This window comes from Sandarakinorhabdus sp. FBCC-B8862, assembly GCF_059745315.1.
Genome location: NZ_CM185574.1, coordinates 1,164,920 through 1,181,004, shown reverse-complemented (window position 1 = coordinate 1,181,004; position 16,085 = coordinate 1,164,920). Strand labels below are relative to the sequence as shown.

General features: G+C 67.6%; 19 protein-coding genes and 1 tRNA gene. 9 read left to right on the top strand and 11 right to left on the bottom strand.

What is annotated here, in order from left to right:
- The first annotated feature begins 48 nt into the window (after nt 1-48).
- The gene (locus tag AC6BOR_RS05745; RefSeq protein WP_498060233.1) at nt 49-1,977 is read left to right on the top strand and encodes a S41 family peptidase; all 1,929 of its coding nucleotides are present in this window, start codon (nt 49-51) and stop codon (nt 1,975-1,977) included.
- Between the two features lie 17 nt (nt 1,978-1,994).
- The gene (locus tag AC6BOR_RS05740) at nt 1,995-3,134 is read left to right on the top strand and encodes an aminotransferase class I/II-fold pyridoxal phosphate-dependent enzyme (RefSeq protein WP_498060232.1); all 1,140 of its coding nucleotides are present in this window, start codon (nt 1,995-1,997) and stop codon (nt 3,132-3,134) included.
- A 186-nt stretch (nt 3,135-3,320) separates the two neighbouring features.
- On the opposite strand, the gene AC6BOR_RS05735 is transcribed toward AC6BOR_RS05740, so the two are convergent.
- Nucleotides 3,321-3,848, bottom strand: a complete 528-nt coding sequence (locus tag AC6BOR_RS05735; protein WP_498060231.1) for a hypothetical protein — start codon at nt 3,846-3,848, stop codon at nt 3,321-3,323.
- Nucleotides 3,849-3,915: 67 nt separating this feature from the next.
- Here AC6BOR_RS05735 and AC6BOR_RS05730 point away from each other — a divergent pair, with 67 nt between their 5' ends.
- Nucleotides 3,916-4,083, top strand: coding sequence for a hypothetical protein (locus tag AC6BOR_RS05730; protein WP_165768590.1), 168 nt, complete (start codon nt 3,916-3,918; stop codon nt 4,081-4,083).
- A 5-nt stretch (nt 4,084-4,088) separates the two neighbouring features.
- Here the strand turns inward: AC6BOR_RS05730 and AC6BOR_RS05725 are convergent.
- From AC6BOR_RS05725 to AC6BOR_RS05705, 5 genes are all read right to left on the bottom strand, one after another.
- Nucleotides 4,089-4,162: transfer RNA gene (locus AC6BOR_RS05725), tRNA-Gly, on the bottom strand.
- A gap of 55 nt (nt 4,163-4,217) precedes the next feature.
- Nucleotides 4,218-4,883, bottom strand: coding sequence for an SDR family NAD(P)-dependent oxidoreductase (locus AC6BOR_RS05720; protein ID WP_498060230.1), 666 nt, complete (start codon nt 4,881-4,883; stop codon nt 4,218-4,220).
- Nucleotides 4,884-4,895: 12 nt separating this feature from the next.
- The gene (locus tag AC6BOR_RS05715; protein WP_086116227.1) at nt 4,896-5,540 is read right to left on the bottom strand and encodes a MarC family protein; all 645 of its coding nucleotides are present in this window, start codon (nt 5,538-5,540) and stop codon (nt 4,896-4,898) included.
- 23 nt (nt 5,541-5,563) lie between these two features.
- Nucleotides 5,564-6,427 (bottom strand): bifunctional methylenetetrahydrofolate dehydrogenase/methenyltetrahydrofolate cyclohydrolase FolD, encoded by an 864-nt coding sequence (gene folD, locus AC6BOR_RS05710; RefSeq protein ID WP_498060229.1) that lies wholly within the window; start codon nt 6,425-6,427, stop codon nt 5,564-5,566.
- Nucleotides 6,424-6,735: a YggT family protein gene (locus tag AC6BOR_RS05705; protein ID WP_498060228.1), complete on the bottom strand. Its 312-nt coding sequence runs from the start codon at nt 6,733-6,735 to the stop codon at nt 6,424-6,426. The genes folD and AC6BOR_RS05705 overlap by 4 nt, the downstream gene beginning before the upstream one ends.
- 90 nt (nt 6,736-6,825) lie before the next feature.
- Here AC6BOR_RS05705 and AC6BOR_RS05700 point away from each other — a divergent pair, with 90 nt between their 5' ends.
- Complete coding sequence (locus AC6BOR_RS05700) at nt 6,826-8,391, top strand: long-chain-fatty-acid--CoA ligase (protein ID WP_498060227.1); 1,566 nt, start codon at nt 6,826-6,828, stop codon at nt 8,389-8,391.
- Here AC6BOR_RS05700 and AC6BOR_RS05695 read toward each other — a convergent pair.
- Nucleotides 8,388-9,299, bottom strand: coding sequence for a LysR substrate-binding domain-containing protein (locus tag AC6BOR_RS05695; protein ID WP_498060226.1), 912 nt, complete (start codon nt 9,297-9,299; stop codon nt 8,388-8,390). The genes AC6BOR_RS05700 and AC6BOR_RS05695 overlap by 4 nt on opposite strands.
- Before the next feature lie 69 nt (nt 9,300-9,368).
- On the opposite strand from AC6BOR_RS05695, the gene AC6BOR_RS05690 reads away from it, so the two are divergent.
- Together AC6BOR_RS05690 and AC6BOR_RS05685 are read left to right on the top strand one after the other, a co-directional pair.
- The gene (locus AC6BOR_RS05690) at nt 9,369-10,004 is read left to right on the top strand and encodes an NADPH-dependent F420 reductase (protein WP_498060225.1); all 636 of its coding nucleotides are present in this window, start codon (nt 9,369-9,371) and stop codon (nt 10,002-10,004) included.
- 15 nt (nt 10,005-10,019) lie between these two features.
- Nucleotides 10,020-10,394: a GFA family protein gene (locus AC6BOR_RS05685; protein ID WP_498060224.1), complete on the top strand. Its 375-nt coding sequence runs from the start codon at nt 10,020-10,022 to the stop codon at nt 10,392-10,394.
- On the opposite strand, the gene AC6BOR_RS05680 is transcribed toward AC6BOR_RS05685, so the two are convergent.
- Both AC6BOR_RS05680 and AC6BOR_RS05675 read right to left on the bottom strand, forming a co-directional pair.
- On the bottom strand, nt 10,391-11,707 hold the full coding sequence (locus AC6BOR_RS05680) for an alginate export family protein (RefSeq protein ID WP_498060223.1): 1,317 nt from the start codon (nt 11,705-11,707) through the stop codon (nt 10,391-10,393). The genes AC6BOR_RS05685 and AC6BOR_RS05680 overlap by 4 nt on opposite strands.
- On the bottom strand, nt 11,704-12,483 hold the full coding sequence (locus tag AC6BOR_RS05675) for an SDR family NAD(P)-dependent oxidoreductase (RefSeq protein WP_498060222.1): 780 nt from the start codon (nt 12,481-12,483) through the stop codon (nt 11,704-11,706). The genes AC6BOR_RS05680 and AC6BOR_RS05675 overlap by 4 nt, the downstream gene beginning before the upstream one ends.
- Nucleotides 12,484-12,529: 46 nt before the next feature.
- Here AC6BOR_RS05675 and AC6BOR_RS05670 point away from each other — a divergent pair, with 46 nt between their 5' ends.
- A complete protein-coding gene (locus AC6BOR_RS05670) occupies nt 12,530-13,399 on the top strand; it encodes a 3-hydroxybutyryl-CoA dehydrogenase (protein WP_498060221.1) in 870 nt (289 codons plus the stop codon).
- Nucleotides 13,396-13,845 carry a hypothetical protein gene (locus tag AC6BOR_RS05665; protein ID WP_498060220.1) on the top strand — a complete coding sequence of 150 codons (450 nt, stop codon included), beginning with the start codon at nt 13,396-13,398 and terminating at the stop codon, nt 13,843-13,845. The genes AC6BOR_RS05670 and AC6BOR_RS05665 overlap by 4 nt, the downstream gene beginning before the upstream one ends.
- Here the strand turns inward: AC6BOR_RS05665 and AC6BOR_RS05660 are convergent.
- Both AC6BOR_RS05660 and AC6BOR_RS05655 read right to left on the bottom strand, forming a co-directional pair.
- Nucleotides 13,834-14,238: a hypothetical protein gene (locus AC6BOR_RS05660; protein ID WP_498060219.1), complete on the bottom strand. Its 405-nt coding sequence runs from the start codon at nt 14,236-14,238 to the stop codon at nt 13,834-13,836. The two genes, AC6BOR_RS05665 and AC6BOR_RS05660, sit on opposite strands and share 12 nt — an antisense overlap.
- A 31-nt stretch (nt 14,239-14,269) precedes the next feature.
- Nucleotides 14,270-15,067 (bottom strand): MerR family transcriptional regulator, encoded by a 798-nt coding sequence (locus AC6BOR_RS05655; RefSeq protein WP_498060218.1) that lies wholly within the window; start codon nt 15,065-15,067, stop codon nt 14,270-14,272.
- 82 nt (nt 15,068-15,149) lie between these two features.
- Here AC6BOR_RS05655 and argB point away from each other — a divergent pair, with 82 nt between their 5' ends.
- The gene (gene argB / locus AC6BOR_RS05650) at nt 15,150-16,049 is read left to right on the top strand and encodes an acetylglutamate kinase (RefSeq protein WP_498060217.1); all 900 of its coding nucleotides are present in this window, start codon (nt 15,150-15,152) and stop codon (nt 16,047-16,049) included.
- The last annotated feature ends 36 nt before the right edge of the window (nt 16,050-16,085 follow it).

Here is a 16,085-nt window from a genome sequence, read left to right as displayed (position 1 = left end):
ATCCGCCAGATGCCGGGCCGCCAACCCCAGCCCCAAAAGGCCACATCAATGTTCCGCACCCCGCTCCTCGCCGCCCTGCTCGCCACCACGCCGGCCCTGGCGGCCGAGATGCCCAACCCGATGCTCACCCCCGCCCAGGCCGCCAGCGATGTCGCCCTGCTGCGGCGGGCGCTGGAAACCATCCACCCGGGCCTCTATCGCTATGTGCCCAAGGCGGCGGTGGATGCCAGCTTCGCCCGGCTGGAGGCCGAGACAAGGGCGCCTACAGCCACACTGGCCCTGCACCGGGAGATCGCCCGGCTGTTGGCCAGCATCCATTGCGACCATTCAAAGCCCGAACTGCCCGATGCCATCGAACAATGGCGGCAGACGGGCGCCAGCCACCTGCCGCTGCGCTTCCGCCTCATCGAAGGGCGGATGATCGTGCTGTCGGGCGCGCTGCCCAAGGGGGCGGAGATCACCGCCATCAACGGCCGCCCCGTGCCGCAGATCCTGAACGCAGTGGCCCTGCTGGTCGCCTATGATGGCGATACCGATCAGGCGGTGACGGTGAAGATTGCCGACGACAGCGATCTGGGCGGCAGCGACCTGGAGGAATATTGGCCCGGCCTGTTCGGCGCGCCACAGCGCTGGGACATCGCGTGGAAAATGCCGGGTGCGGCGGCCGGCCAGACCAGCCAGCTGGCGCCGATCAGCTTCAACCAATGGACCGAACTGGAATCGCCCGACGGCAAATATCGCAATGAATTCTACAACGGCATCACCTGGCGCATGGCCGGCAAGGTGGCCCGGCTGAAGATCGACACCTTTGTCAATTATCGCAACCCGGTGGCAGCCACGCCGTTCCTGGGCGGCTTCTTCAAGGCCATGAAGGCCGCCGGCACCGAACATCTGATCCTGGATCTGCGCAGCAATGGCGGCGGCTCCACCGATCCCACCATCGCGCTGGCCCGCCACCTGCTGGATGCGCCCTTCACCCTGACGCGGTCGATGCGCGCCAAGACCATCCGCTTTGGCGATCTGCCCAACCATATCGAAACCTGGGGTAACCGCGACGCCCAGTTCAACCCGCCGGCCAGCGCGTATCGCCCCACCAGCGATGGCCTGCTGGAGCGGATCCCGACCGGCACCGATGAGGCCGACGATGATGACAGCACGATCGAGCATCTGCCGCTGCCCGTCGCCCAGCGCTTCAGCGGCCGGCTGACGGTGCTGACGGGGCCACAGAACGGATCAGGCGCAACGATGACGATCGCCTGGCTGAAAGACCGGCGCGATGTGATGCTGGTGGGCGAGGACACGTCGGGCAGTGCCGAAGGGCCAACGGCGGGCAATATCTTCAATCTGAAGCTGCCGGCCAGCGGCATCCGCGTGCGCGTGCCGCAGTTCAAGAGCTTCACCAACATCAAGGCCTTCACGCCGCGCCGCGGGGTGGCCACCGATATGCTGGTCGTGCCGACGCTGGCCGATTTCGAAGCGGGGCGCGACCGTGCCGTGGAGGTGGCGCGCAGCCTCAGCACCCCGCCCGCGCCGCTGGATGCCGCTGCCACGCTCACCGCCGCGCTGGCCGGCAATTGGGCCGGCACGCTGGACTACCGCGATTATGGCAATGATGGCCGCGTGACCCTGCCAACACTGATGACGGCGACCGGCCTGTCCCTGGCCTGGACCTTTGATGACGGTCCGGGCAAGACCGTGCGCTCTGCCGAAACCTGGGCGTTCAGCCCCGATGGCAAGACATTGACCATCACCGGCGGCAAAAGCCAGGAGACGATGGCGGTGGCCGAACTGCGCCGCAGCCCGTCGGGCGCGCTGACGCTGGTCGCCGACGGACGTGGCAGCGAAAATGGCGTGACGGTGATGGTGCGCACCATCCTGACCCGCGACAAGGATGTGCTTCGCCTCACCCGCATGAGCCGCACCACCGGCCAGCCGTTCATCATGCGCCACAGCTATCAATTGCGCCCGGCAGGCTGAGCGGGCAAAACCGCGCCATGCAGGCCGGCACGACCATTTTTGAACATATGTCGGGCCTGGCCCGGCACCATGGCGCGATCAACCTGGGCCAGGGCTTTCCCGATTTCGGCTGGCCGGATGCGGTGCTGGTCGCCGGGGCCACGGCCATCACCACCGGCTATAATCAATATCCGCCGATGCGCGGCCTGCCCGAGCTGCGCGCCGCCGTGGCGGATTTCTATCGGCGCCGCCAGGGCCTCATGCTCTCCCCCGAACAGGTGCTCGTCACCTCGGGCGCCACCGAGGCGTTGGCGGCCAGCATCATGGCGGTGGCCGGGCCGGGGGACGAGGTGATCCTGTTTGCCCCGGCCTATGATGCCTATGCCCCGCTGGTGCGGCGAGCGGGGGCAACGCCGGTGTGGGTGGCGCTGCAGCCGCCCGATTGGCAGGCCAGTGCCGAGGCCATTGCCGCGGCCATCACGCCGGCCACCCGCGCCATCCTGATCAACACGCCGCACAACCCGACCGGCGGCATCGCCGCGCCGGCCATGCTGGCCGCCATCGTCGATTGTGCCCGCCAGCACGATCTGGTCATCATCAGCGACGAGGTGTGGGAAGCGGTGCTCACCGGCGCTGCCCCGCACATCTCGCTGCTGGCCCTCGCGCCGGAACGGACGATCAAGATCGGATCGGCCGGCAAACTGCTGGCGTTGACCGGCTGGAAGGTGGGCTGGGTGGTGGCCGAAGCCGCGCTGGCGGAACAGGTGGCGCAGGTGCACCAGTTTCTCACCTTCACCACGCCGCCGCCGCTGCAGGTGGCGGTTGCCACCGGGCTGGCCTTGCCCGATGCCTGGTATGATGCCGGCCGCGCCCGCTTCACCACGGCGCGGGATCGGCTGGCCGCCGCGCTCACTGCCGGCGGCTGGGCGCTGCTGCCCACGCAGGGCAGCTATTTCCTGATGGCCGATCTGGCCGCATCCGGCATTGCGCTGGGGGATCGCACATTTTGTGAGGCGGCGGTGGCGCGTGCCGATGATGGCGTGGCGGCCATTCCGCTCTCGGCATTCCAGCCTGATGGCGCCGAAACCCCGTTCATCCGCCTGTGCTTCGCAAAGTCTGACGGCGTGCTTGATGAAGGCGCCCGGCGGCTCAACCTGGCGCGCGCCCGGCTGGCATAGAGCGGTTTCCGATCAATCTGAACCACCGTCATCGCCCTTGCGGGCGACCCCTGGCGGGGCGGGCCGATTTTGGCCCGGTGCAGCGTCGCTGCGTCGGTTGCGATGCGCTGCATCGCGCCCTCCTTGCTCCTTGCACCGAACCAAAATCAGCTCCGTGCCGGTGATCCAGATTGGTCGGAAACCGCTCTAACCGGCGGCCGCCAGCGCGGCCAGCTTCTGCTTGCGGGTCCACGGCCGCTGGCCCTGGCCAAGCCCGCGCAGCCAGTCCGCCTCGGCCGCCAGCCGCCCGGCCAGCGTTGTCTCGTCCGGCTCCGCCAGCGGCAGGCCAAGGGCCAGGATGGCTGCGCGGGTGGCGGCGCGCACGGCCAGCGCCTCCACCACCGGCACATGATCGGCCCAGCCGCGGGCGTGGGCCAACAGATCGGTCACCCAGGTCGCCCGGTTGGCGATCAGCGCCGCGCGCGCGGGCTGGCCAAGCCGCTCGATCAGCTCTGCCAGCCCCGCCTGTGCCCGCGCCTGCTGGCTGGCGGCGACCGCAGCCACAAAGGCCCGCGCCTCTGCCTCCGGCATCTGCCGGGCCTGGCCATAGGGGCCGTCATTATCGTCGCAAGCGATCACCCCGGCAGCCAGCAGCACCGGCCCGGCCAGCGCGACAAACACCGGCCCGCCGCGCTGCGCCCGCAGTCCCAGCCTCCAATTGCCAGCCCCAGCCATTGCATACCCCCCTGCCACGCCGTATCATGCCAGCAACACAGCAGGTGACAAGCGGGAGAGTGCGGCCATGGCCGAACAAAGGCTGCGCAGCGGCGAGGTGGTGAAGACCGGGATCAGCTTTGGCTCCGCGCTGGCCATCGCCATCAGCTGGAGCGCCCACAAATCCATCCTGTGGGCGATCATCCACGGGATCTTCAGCTGGTTCTATGTGATCTATTACGCGGTGACGCGCTGAACAGCTGGAGCGGGTAGCGGGAATCGAACCCGCGCGTTCAGCTTGGGAAGCTGACAGGCTACCATTACATCATACCCGCGCTTGCGCTGCTGCCGCTTGCCATCACCTTGGGCTGTTCGTCAACCGCCCGTACATCACCAGGGGATGGTGGCGCCGGTATAGTCGAGGTAGCGCTGGCCGGGCGGGTGGGCGGCCTCGATCACGTTGGCCAGGCCCTTCACGCTGGTGGCGACATCGATATCGGCATCGGCGCCGCCCATGGCGGTTTTCACCCAGCCCGGATGCAGGTTGAGCACGGCAACCGGGCGCTGGCCGACATCCTGCACCGCAAAGCCGCGGGTGAGGCTGTTGAGCGCGGCCTTGGACGCGCTGTAGAGTTCGGCCCAGGCGGTCGAGCGTCCGCCGACACTGCCGAGGATCGAGGTCATGAAGCCGATGCTGCCGCCATCCTTCACCAGCGGCAGCAGCCGGCGGGCGGCGCGGATGGGGGCGATGCTGTTGGTCCAGAACAATTGCGCCATCGCCTCGCGGCTGACGTTGCTGGCGGTGTCGGCGCGGTTGCCGCTGATGCCGGCGTTGATCAGCACATGATCGAAACGCTCGCCGGCCAGATCGGCGACAAGGGCGGCGAGGGTGGCATCATCATCCATGTCCACCACCGCCGTGCGGGCACCGGTTGCGGCCAGTTCGGGCGCCGGGCCACGGTGCGTCGCCGTCACCTGCCAACCGCGCGACTGCAGTTCATGCACCAGCCCCAGACCAATGCCGCGCGATGCACCGAGGATGAGGGCGGATGGCATGATGGCACTCCCTTACAGATCGAAGCTCTGCTTGATCCCGTCGATGACGAACTGCGCGGCCAGCGCCGCCAGCACCACGCCCAGCAGGCGGGTGAGGGCGCCTTCGAACTTGGCACCCATCAGCTTCATGATCGGCCCGGCGGCAAGCAGGCAGAGCAGGGTCATCACCAGCACGGCGGCCAGCGCACCCAGCACAACGGCTTCCTGCACCAGATCGCCCGTCTTGGCCGACAGCAGCATGACAGACGCGATGGAACCGGGGCCGGCCAGCATCGGGATGGCCATGGGGAAGACCGAGATATCCTCTTCTTCCAGCGGCTTGCCGGCGGCATCGGCGGCGGATTTCACCTCCTCGGCGCGGCTTTCGCGGCGCTGGGTGCGGCGTTCGAACACCATGTCGATGGCGATGACGAACACCATCAGGCCGCCGGCAATCTTGAAGGCGGGCAGGGTGATGCCGAGCGCTGACAGAAAGGCCTCCCCACCCAGCGCAAAGCCGATCAGCACCAGGCCGGCGATCAGGCTCGATTTCACCGCCATGTCCACCCGGTGGCGCGGCGTGGTGCCAGCGGTGAGGCTGGAGAAGATCGGCACGCAGCCCGGCGGATCGATCACCACGAACAGCGTGACGAACGAGGAAATGAACAGCTGGACCAGCGGCCCGTCGAGGTTGAGGCCCATCATGCCCTTGCGTGCGCCGCGGCCAGCGTGTTGGCGAGCAGGCAGGCGATGGTCATCGGGCCGACGCCGCCGGGCACCGGGGTGATCCAGCCGGCGCGGCTGGCCGCGGCCGCAAAGTCCACATCGCCGATCAGCCGGCTTTTGCCATCGGGCAGCGCGATGCGGTTGATGCCGACATCGATGACGCAGGCGCCGGGCTTGATCCAATCGCCCTGCACCATGTTCGGAATGCCAACCGCGGCGACCACGATATCGGCGCGGGCCACGTGCGCCGCCAGATCGCGGGTGCGGCTGTGCGCCAGGGTGACGGTGGCGCTGGCATTGGTGAGCAGCGCCGCCATCGGCTTGCCAACCAGAATGGAGCGGCCGATCACCACGGCTTCGGCGCCCGCGATATTGCCCATCGCTTCGGTGATGAGCAGCATGCAGCCCGACGGCGTGCATGGCACCAGGCCCTTGCGGCCGCTGACCAAAAGCCCGGTGTTGACCGGATGCAGCCCATCGACATCCTTGGCCGGGTCGATGGCGGCGATCACCCGATCCGAATCGATATGTTTGGGCAGCGGCATCTGAACGAGGATGCCATCCACGGCGGGATCGGCGTTCAGCTGTGCGATCAGGGCGAGCAGATCGGTTTCGGCCGTCTCGGCCGGCAGGCGATATTCGCCGGAGACCATGCCGGCTTCCCGGGTGGCCTTGCCCTTGGAGCCGACATAGACCGCGCTGGCCGGATCATCGCCAACCAGCACAACGGTGAGGCCGGGGGCGCGGCCATGGGTAGCGGTGAAAGCGGCCACACCCTGGGCCACCTCAGCCCGGAGCGCGGCGGCGCGGGCCTTGCCGTCGATCAGTTGCGCGCTCATTGCAGCAGCAGCCCGGAATCGACCACCAGCGCCGGCACCAGCCGTTGCAGCCCGGCCAGCACCAGCCACAGCACCATCGGGGACAGATCGAGATTGCCCAGATCAGGCAGCACCCGGCGGATCGGAGCCACCAGCGGATCATAGATGCGGTCAAGCGTCGACAGGATGGAGCGGACCAGCGGGTTGTAGCTGTTGATCACATTGAAGGCGACCAGCCAGCCGGAAATCGCCCACACCACCAGGCCCCAGATCAGCACCTGGGTGACCATGATGAAGATATCCACCAGCGCAAGGGTCGTGTTTTCCATGGGCCGGCCCTTACAGCCTGCCCGTCCCGCCCGCAATGGAGAGTGGCAATATCGCCGCCGGCTTGGCAGAAATATGGCGGGGAGAATGCTATGGCCACACGCTTTTCGACGCTTGCCGAGATCACGGAATATTTTGCCGAAACCACGCCCGCCAAGGCCGCCATCCGGGTGGACGGCGCGGTGTGGACCTATGCCGATCTGCACGCGCGCAGCCTGCCCTGTGTTGCGGCGCTGCGCGGCCTGGGCGTCAAGCCCGGTGACCGGGTGGGCTGGCTGGCGTTGAACCACCCCGATTATATCACCCTGATGTGCGCCTGTTTCCGGCTGGGCGCGGTGCTGGTGGCGATCAACGCCCGGCTGGTGGCGCGGGAAATCGCCTATATTCTGGGCGATGCCGGCATTGATGTGCTGGTGTCGGAAACTGCCTTTATGCCGCTGGTGAACGATGCCCGCGCCGCCACTGGCCTCGCCCATGTCGTGCTGCTGGATGCCGCCCATCATGGCCGGCCGGCCTTTGCCGGCTGGATCGCGGCGCACGCCCCGGATGATGCCATGCCGGCGATCAGCCCCGATGATATCGCGCTGCAACTCTACACCAGCGGCACCACCGGCTTTCCCAAGGGGGCCCTGCTCAGCCACCGCCAGCTGCTGGGCACCATTGAAAAGGGCGGGCTGACCGGGGAAGCCTGGGGCCAGTGGCGCGAGGATGACGTGGCGCTGGTGGCGATGCCGCTGTTCCACATCGGCGGCACCGGCTGGGCGCTTCACGCGCTGGAAGCCGGGGCAACCATGGTGATCCTGCCGCGCCCCGACGTGCCGGGCATGGTCAACGCCATTGCCGAGGATGGCGCCACCCGCATGTTTGCCGTGCCGGCGGTGCTGCTGGCCATCTGCCAGTATCTGGAAACCGTGCCGGCCAATCTGGGGGCGATGCGGGCGCTCTATTATGGCGCCTCGCCGATCCCGCTGGAGGTGCTGCGCCGGTCGATGCTGGCCTTTCCCAATGCTCAGTTCGTGCAATGCTATGGTGCGACCGAAACCTGCGGCACGGTCGTCTATCTGCCGCCGGCCGATCATGATCCGGCCGGCAACACCCGCATGCGCGGCTGCGGCAAGCCCTATCCCGGCAATGAGGTGAAGATCATCGATGGCGAGGGCCACAGCCTGCCGCCGGGCGCGGTGGGCGAAATCTGCATCCGCTCGGTCAGCGTGATGGCCGGCTATCACAACAAGCCGGAGGCCACCGCCAAGGCCGTGGTCGACGGCTGGTACCTCACCGGCGATGCCGGCTATCTGGATGACGATGGCTATCTGTATATCCACGACCGGGTGAAGGACATGATCGTTTCCGGCGCCGAGAATATCTATCCGGCCGAGGTGGAAAACGCCCTGTTCGATCATCCCGCCGTCGCCGATTGCGCGGTGATCGGCGTGCCCGATCCGCGCTGGGGCGAAGCGGTGAAGGCCATCGTGGTCGCCAAGGCGGCGGTCTCGCCGGAAGAACTGATCGCCTTCGCCCGGACCCGTATCGCCGCCTACAAGGTGCCAAAATCGGTGGACTTCATCGACACGCTGCCAAGGAACCCCAGCGGCAAGATCCTGAAGAAGGACCTGCGCGAGCCTTATTGGGCCGGCCACGAGCGCCGCGTGGGTTAGGCCGCCGCCTGCACCAGTTGGCCGGCCAGCCATTCGCGGCGGGCGTCGCCATCGTTGCGGCGGTGCCAGAACAGCGCCACGGGATAGGGCCGGATGGCCAGCGGCGGTTCTGACACGGCGAGGCCATGGCTGGCCGCATGCGCCAGCGCGATTCGGCGCGGCAGGGTGAGCAGCGCGCCGGCCGCACTGGCGGCCACCAGTGCGGGCAAGAAGGCCGGCAAGGCCGCGATCACCCGGCGGTTGCGGCCCTTGGCGGCGAGCGCTTCATCCACAATTCCGGAAAGGCCGCCGCCCGGGGACACCAGCACATGCGGCGCCGCCAAATATGTCTCCAGATCAAGCCCGCCGGCCAGCAGCGCCGGTGGCCCGGCGACCAGATAGTCCTCGGTGTAGAGCCGCTGTTGGTTGATCGCATCCGGCACGTTCCAGATGAAGCCAATGGCCGCATCGGCCTCTCCATTGGCCAGCGCTGCCAGCGCATCGCCGCGCCCTAGCGGCAGCACCGCCAGCTGCAACCCGGGTGCCTGTTCCTGCAGCTGACGGATCAGCGCTGGCACCAGCACGATCTGCGCCGCATCCAGTGCCGCCAACCGGATGATGCCGCTGGCCGTGGCCGGATCAAACTGCCGGGTGGCACCCATGGCATGGCGCAATGCCTCCACCGCCGTTCCCACCGGCCCGGCCAGTGCCAGGGCGATGGCGGTGGGCTCCAGCCCGTGCGGCTGGCGCAGGAACAGCGGATCGCCGAACTGGTGGCGCAGCCGTTTCAGCGCCTGGCTGACAGCCGACGGCGTGAGGCCAAGTTCGGCCGCCACCACGATGGCCTTGCGATGCCGGACAAGGCCAAGGAACACCAGCAGTAAGGTGAGATCGAGCCGGCGCAGTTCAGTATCGCTGAATTCACTCATGATGATTATTCGTTATTCTGAAATCATGCGCAGGTCCATCCTGGCCGCAGGATGGCAGGAGACATCGGCATGGACATCGCGATTCTGGGCACGGGCAATGTGGGAACGGCGCTGGCCACTAGGTGGGGGCGCGCCGGCCACAGGATCAGGCTGGGGACACGACGTCCGGCCGATCCGGCGCTGGCACCATTGCTGGCGGCCACCGGGGCCCAGGCCATGGCGGCGACAGCAGCGGTGGACGGGGCCGATGCCATTGCGCTGGCGTTGCCCTGGGCGGCCGTGCCGGCAGCGCTTGCCGAACTGGGTGAACTGGCCGGGCGGCTGCTGATCGATTGCACCAATCCACTGGGGATGGTGAACGGCCAATTGGGCTTGTTGATCGGCCATGATGACAGCGGCGGCGAGGAGGTGCAGGCGCTGGTGCCGGCCGCCCATGTGGTCAAGACGCTGAACCAGGTGGGGGCTGAGATGATGGCAGACAATGCCGCCCTGCCGCACCGGCCGGTGATGTTCATGGCGGGCAATGATGATGGCGCCAAGGCGGTCACGGCTGGCCTTCTGGCCGATCTGGGCTTTGATCCGCTCGATGCCGGGCCGATCAGCGCCGCGCGCCTGCTGGAGCCGTTTGGCATGATGTGGATTCACCAGGCGCTGCTGCGCGGCAAGGGCCGGGATTGGGCCTTCGCTGCCGTGGCGTCGGCCTGAGAGCGCCAGCCGGCCATGGTGAATGCGATGTTGGAGGCGCGCTGCCATTGCGGCGCGGTGCGGATCAGCCTGCCAGCCGGCACTGCCGGCGTGCTTGCCTGCCATTGCGATGATTGCCAGCGGCTGCATGGCAATTTCAACGCCTTTCTGGCCGCGGCGCGCACCGATCTGGTGGTGACGGGGGAAGCGGCGATCCACTGGTATCAAAGCTCGGCCGAAGCTGAGCGCGGCTTCTGCGGCACCTGCGGGGCCCGTGTTGCCAAACGGGTGAACGGCGGCAGCCGCTGGCTGGTTTCGGCCGGGCTGCTGACCGGGCCAAGCGGCATGCACATCATCCGCAATCTTTGGGCGGAATCAAAGCCCGACTGGTACGATCTGCCGCCGGCCTAGAAATTCGCCTGCAGGGAGATGCTGCCATAGGCAACATGGTCGCCGGCGGGCAGGCCGGGGGCGTTCCGCAACAGGCCGCGCCGGGCCATCAGCACCGCGTCGGCCTCCATCCGCAGGCGTTTGGGGATCAGCCAGTGGCGGACCCGGCTTGACACTTCCCAACCGGCAAAACGGCCCGAGCGCCCGCTGGGATCGCGGGCGCCCGATTGGCTGAACTGATCGGTGCGGCTTTGCGCCCACATGGGTTTCAGGCTGAGATTGGCATCGGAGCGGCTGTTGGCCACTTCGCCCTTGATCCCGGCGAACATCACGTTGGTGCGGCCGATATAGGCATAGAGCGAGCCCGGGGCATAATCGGGCTGGCGGATGCCGAACAGCGGATCAAAGCGCCGGATCGTGTCACCCGGCCGGTCACCGCTGACCATATCGGCCACGAACGACAGGCGCGGCTGCCACGGCCCGGCCCAGCTGTGGCCCAGATCGGCATGGATGAACCAGGCGGCCACCGGCAACCGGGCGACAGCGGGGCTGGTGGTGCGGCTGGCGGCGCCCCATTGCCAGGCGGCTTCCACCTCGCCATCCCACCCGCCGGCGTGGCGCGGTTTCAACAGGCGCAGGCTGGCGGTGGTGAGCTGGCGGTCGCGGCTGGCGAGGCTGGGCTGATCATGCTCGGCGAGGTGAAACAGGCTCGCCTCCACATCCAGGCCCGGCAGGTGGCGCAGCAGATCGCCGCCCCAGATCACCAGATCGGTGTTTTCCCGATCCAGCACCACGGCATTGCGCCGCAGGCGGGCCGGATCATCGGGCAGGCGTTGATCGGGCATCAGCCAGATCAGGGTGGCGGCCCAATCACGGTTGGCCAGATCGAGCCGCGTACCGGTGCTGGCCGAGATGGTGTTGCGATAATCCTCCGCCGCCACAACGCGGCGGCTGCCGACATTGGCGATCATGCGGCCGATGGTCAGGTTGGCGCGGCCGCCGGGGCCCAATTGGCCGGCAAGGCCGGTGAGATCGGCGCTGATATTGGCCACCACCGGTTCCAGCGTGTTGACATCATTGGTGGTCAGCCGCGTGCCGGCGGCGATGGCATAGGCGCGCACATCCCAGAGTTCGGTGTTCAGCTTGACCGGGCCATCGCCCAGCCGGGCCGCCACCACGGTGCGCAGCATCAGGGCGGACTGTTCGGTGCCGCCGGGGCGGATGTCGCCGCTCACCGCTTCGAGCCGGGAGCGTTGATAGGCAGACAGGTCGAGCCAGTCGCCAGCAGCGGCTGGCGTGGCCACGGCAAGCAGGACGAGCGCCGCGGCCTTCATTCGGGCGAGGCCGCCGAGCCGGCGAGGATGCCGCCATCGATGTGGAATTCGCTGCCTGTCACATAGGCGCTTTCGTCGCTGGCGAGATAGGCGGCCATGGCGGCGACCTCCTCGGCGGTGCCGAAGCGCTTCAATGGCGTGTCGGCGACGAAGGCCTTGATCGCGGCCTCGCGCTCTTCCGGCGTGCTGCCCAGCATCGGCTCCCACATTGGTGTCATGATCGCGGCCGGGTGGATGGAGTTGCAGCGGATGGCGAGCCCATTTTGCGCGCACCAAAGGGCGACCGATTTCGTGTGGTTGCGCATCGCCGCCTTGGAGCTGGCATAGGCCGCCGCCGCCGGAATGCCGACAATGCCGGAGCGCGACGAGATGTTGATGATGCTGCCTTTCCCGGCAGGGCGCATCGCCCGGATCGCGGCGCGGCAACCGAGGAAACAGCCATCGAGGTTGACGGCGTGGACGGCACGCCAATCGGCCAGGCTGGCATGTTCGGGATCGTGCGGCGCGGGCGGTCCTTCGAAGCCGGTGATGCCGGCGTTGTTGACCAGGATATCGAGCGCGCCCACCGCTGCCATGACTGCATCCCACGCCGCCTCGTCGCGCACGTCGAGCAGGGCGAACTGGCCGCCGATGGCGATTGCCACTTCAGCGCCGGCCGGATCGATATCGGTCACCCACACGGCCGCACCCTCGGCCGCAAAGCGGCGGGCGATGGCTTCCCCGATGCCGCTTGCGGCACCGGTGACGAGCGCGGTCTTGCCTTCCAGTCTGTGCATCCGCCTGCTATCGCCCCGCCAGACGACAGTGGCAAGGGAGAGCGGCATGCAAACCATCGGGGTGATTGGCGCGGGCCTGATGGGCAATGGCATCGCCCATGTGGCGGCCCAGGCTGGTTATGATGTGATCCTTTCCGATGTGGCCATGGCCCGGTGTGAGGCGGCGAAGGCGACCATCGCGAAGAACATGGCCCGGCAGGTGGGCAAGGGCGTGCTGAGCCAGGCCGAAGCCGATGCCGCGCTGGCCCGCATCCGGCTCACCACCAGCACCGCCGATTTCGCCACCGCTGACCTGGTGATCGAAGCGGCGACCGAGAATGAGGCCATCAAGGCGCAGATTTTTGCCGGCCTGACCGATGTGCTGCGCGCCGACGCGCTGCTGGCCAGTAACACCAGCAGCATCGGCATCACCCGGCTGGCCAGCACCACCGGCCGGGCTGATCGGTTCTGCGGGCTGCATTTCTTCAATCCGGTGCCGCTGATGGCGCTGGTGGAGATCATCCCCGGCCTCGCCACCGCGCCCGCGACAACGGCGGCGATGCAGGCCTTTGCGGCGAAACTGGGCAAGACGGCGATTCTGGCGGGCGACGCACCGGCGTTCATCGTCAACCGCGTGTTGTGCCCGATGCTGAACGAAGCGATCTTTGCCCTGGGCGAGGGTGTGGGCAGCGTGGTGGATATCGACACCGGGCTGAAGCTGGGCGCCAACCACCCGATGGGGCCGCTGACCCTGGCCGATTTCATCGGGCTCGACACGCTTTTGAGCATCATGAAGGTGATGCAGGACGGTACCGGCGATCCGAAATATCGCCCGGCGCCGCTGCTCGTCCGTTATGTCGAGGCCGGCTGGCTGGGCCGCAAATCGGGGCGCGGTTTCTATGACTACAGCGGCCCGGAACCGGTGCCGACACGATGAAACTGACCTTCACCAAGGGCGCCGGCAAATATGACCGGCTGGAGATCATCGCCGCCGATGGCCCGCGCCCCGGCATCGATTGCCCCAAGCAGGGCATCATCCCGCACGACATGGTGCATTTCGCCGTGGAGGCCGAGGTGACGACGCCGGGCTTTCTGGGCCTGATCGCCGCCGGCGGCGATGGCGGTTTCCGGCTGGGGCTGGATGACGCCCAGGCCCAGAGCGTCGAGCGGCTGGTCGAGATGTTCCAGGGCGAAGGCTGGAGCGGCGGACCGATGGCGGACGCGGATTTCATCGCGCTCTATCAGGTGACCTGCGAGGAACGCGGCGACACGCCATTGCCGATCAGCGGGGCGACCATTGCCGCCATCCGCGCGCGCATCGCCGATCTGACCACGCAATGGGCGGCCGTGCCGGTGGGCGGGCAACTGGTGCTAACGCTCTGATTTGCGGATGACGAGCTTGAGGCCGGACCAGACGGCATCGACCGTGCACACCTTCACATCGACATAGCCGAGCGGCAGCGCCAGGGTGCGGATCACGTCCTCGGTGATGTCGGTGGGCACCCTGGCGGCCTTCTTGGGCCAGCTCACCCAGATCATGCCGGCCGGCGCCAGCAGCGGCCGCAGCCGGGCCAGTTCGGCTGCCAGTTCGGCGCGGCTGGTGGTGAACAGGTGGGCGACGTCCATCCCCGCCTCTGGTGCCGTCAGCAGAACCGGCGGCGCATCGCCGTCAACTTCTGCAGCGATGGCCGCCGGCATGGCCAGCCGCCAGCTGCGCTGCTGCGGTGTTACCCCCAGCTTCCTGCGCAGCGGCGTTCCGGAATAACCCTCGGTCATGCCGGCATGGTGCCGGCATTTCCTGCCAGAGTCAGCCCCCCACGCCCGGCAGCCCCGCGGCTTTGGCAGAAGCGCTGGCGGCCATGATGAAATCCCATACCGCCTTGTTGAAGCCGGGATCGGCCTGGCCTTCCCATTCGTCCATGCGATTGTAGAGGGTCATCGTCTGGGCCTGCATCCGGTCGTCAGCGATGGCCATGAACGGCGCCAGCAGGTCCCGCCATTCCGCCAGATAGGCCCGGGCCTTGTCGCTGGCCGGGTCCATCGGCAGATCGGCAGCGATACGGCCACCCAGATCGGCCCATTTCGCGCTGTAATCCGCCTGGTTGAAGTCCTTCGGTCCGAGGCGTTCCATCCGCTCGGCCCAGTGCGCCTTGTCAGCCTCGGTCATGTAACGCTCGGTTACCTTGTCCCATTGTTCGCGGGTGGTCATGATCTTGTCTCCTTCCATGATGAGGTCGCAGAAATCCTGTGGGGTCAGGGCCTTGCCATCGGTCACCCGTTGCCGCGCCAGTTCCAGCCGCGCCTTGGCGGCGGCGAGCTTGCGGCGCTGATCATCCAGCGCGTTGAGCTGAACCGTGATGACATCGCCGGCCGCAATGGCGCGGGCGCCCAGCAGCACGTCGATATCCACCAGGCTGAAGCCGGCCTTTTTCAGCGCGCTGATCTGGTGCAACCGCGCCAGTTCCGCCGGGCCATAACAGCGGTGGCCCGATGCGGTGCGCTGCGCCGTCATCAGCCCCAGTGTCTCGTAAAAGCGCAGGGTGCGGGCCGTGATGCCGGTGCGCCGCACCACGTCGGCAATCGGGAGGGTGGATTTCGTCGTCATGGGCTGATTCGTAGCCGATGACGCAACGTCAACTGCAAGCCCCAATTTGCACCTGCCGCGCCCAGCCCCTATAGCGCCAGGCATGAGTCACGCCCCGCACCCCGACATGCTTGCCAAGACGGAAACGCTGATCGAGGCCTTGCCCTATCTCCAGCGCTATGCCGGCAAGACCTTTGTGGTGAAATATGGCGGCCACGCCATGGGCGACGCGGAACGGGCGCGCGATTTTGCCGAGGATATCGTGCTGCTGAAGGCCGTGGGCATCAACCCGGTGGTGGTGCATGGCGGCGGGCCGCAGATCGGGTCCTTGCTGAAGCGGCTGGGGATTGAAAGCCGCTTCGTCGATGGCCTGCGGGTGACCGATGCCGCGACCGCCGAGGTGGCGGAAATGGTGCTGGCCGGCAGCATCAACAAGGAAATCGTTGCCCATATCGCCCAGGCCGGTGGCCGCGCCGTGGGCATCAGCGGCAAGGATGCCGGGCTGGTGACGGCGGCGAAGGTGGAGCGCACCGCGAAAGACCCGGACAGCCATATCGAGCAGGCGGTGGACCTGGGCTTTGTTGGCGAACCGGCGCGGGTAGACCGCAGCATCATCGACACGCTGGTCGCCGCCGGCATCGTGCCGGTGATCGCGCCGGTGGCGGTGGGGGAGGATGGCCACACCTACAACATCAATGCCGATACCATGGCCGGGGCGATTGCCGGCGCGCTGAACGCCGCGCGGCTGTTCCTGCTCACCGATGTGGCCGGCGTGCTCGACAAGAGCGGCAATCTGATGACCGATCTGACGCCCGCCGGCATCGCCGGCCTGGTCGCCGATGGCACCATCACCGGCGGCATGATCCCCAAGCTGGAAACCTGTGTGGCCGCCGTGGACGCCGGGGTGGACGCCGCCGTGATCCTGGACGGTCGGGTGCCGCACGCGCTGCTGCTGGAGATTTTCACCCGCAAGGGCGCCGGCACGCTGGTTCGCGCCGGCTGACGCCCTGCCATCATCGCAGTGGACTTTCGCGGCAAG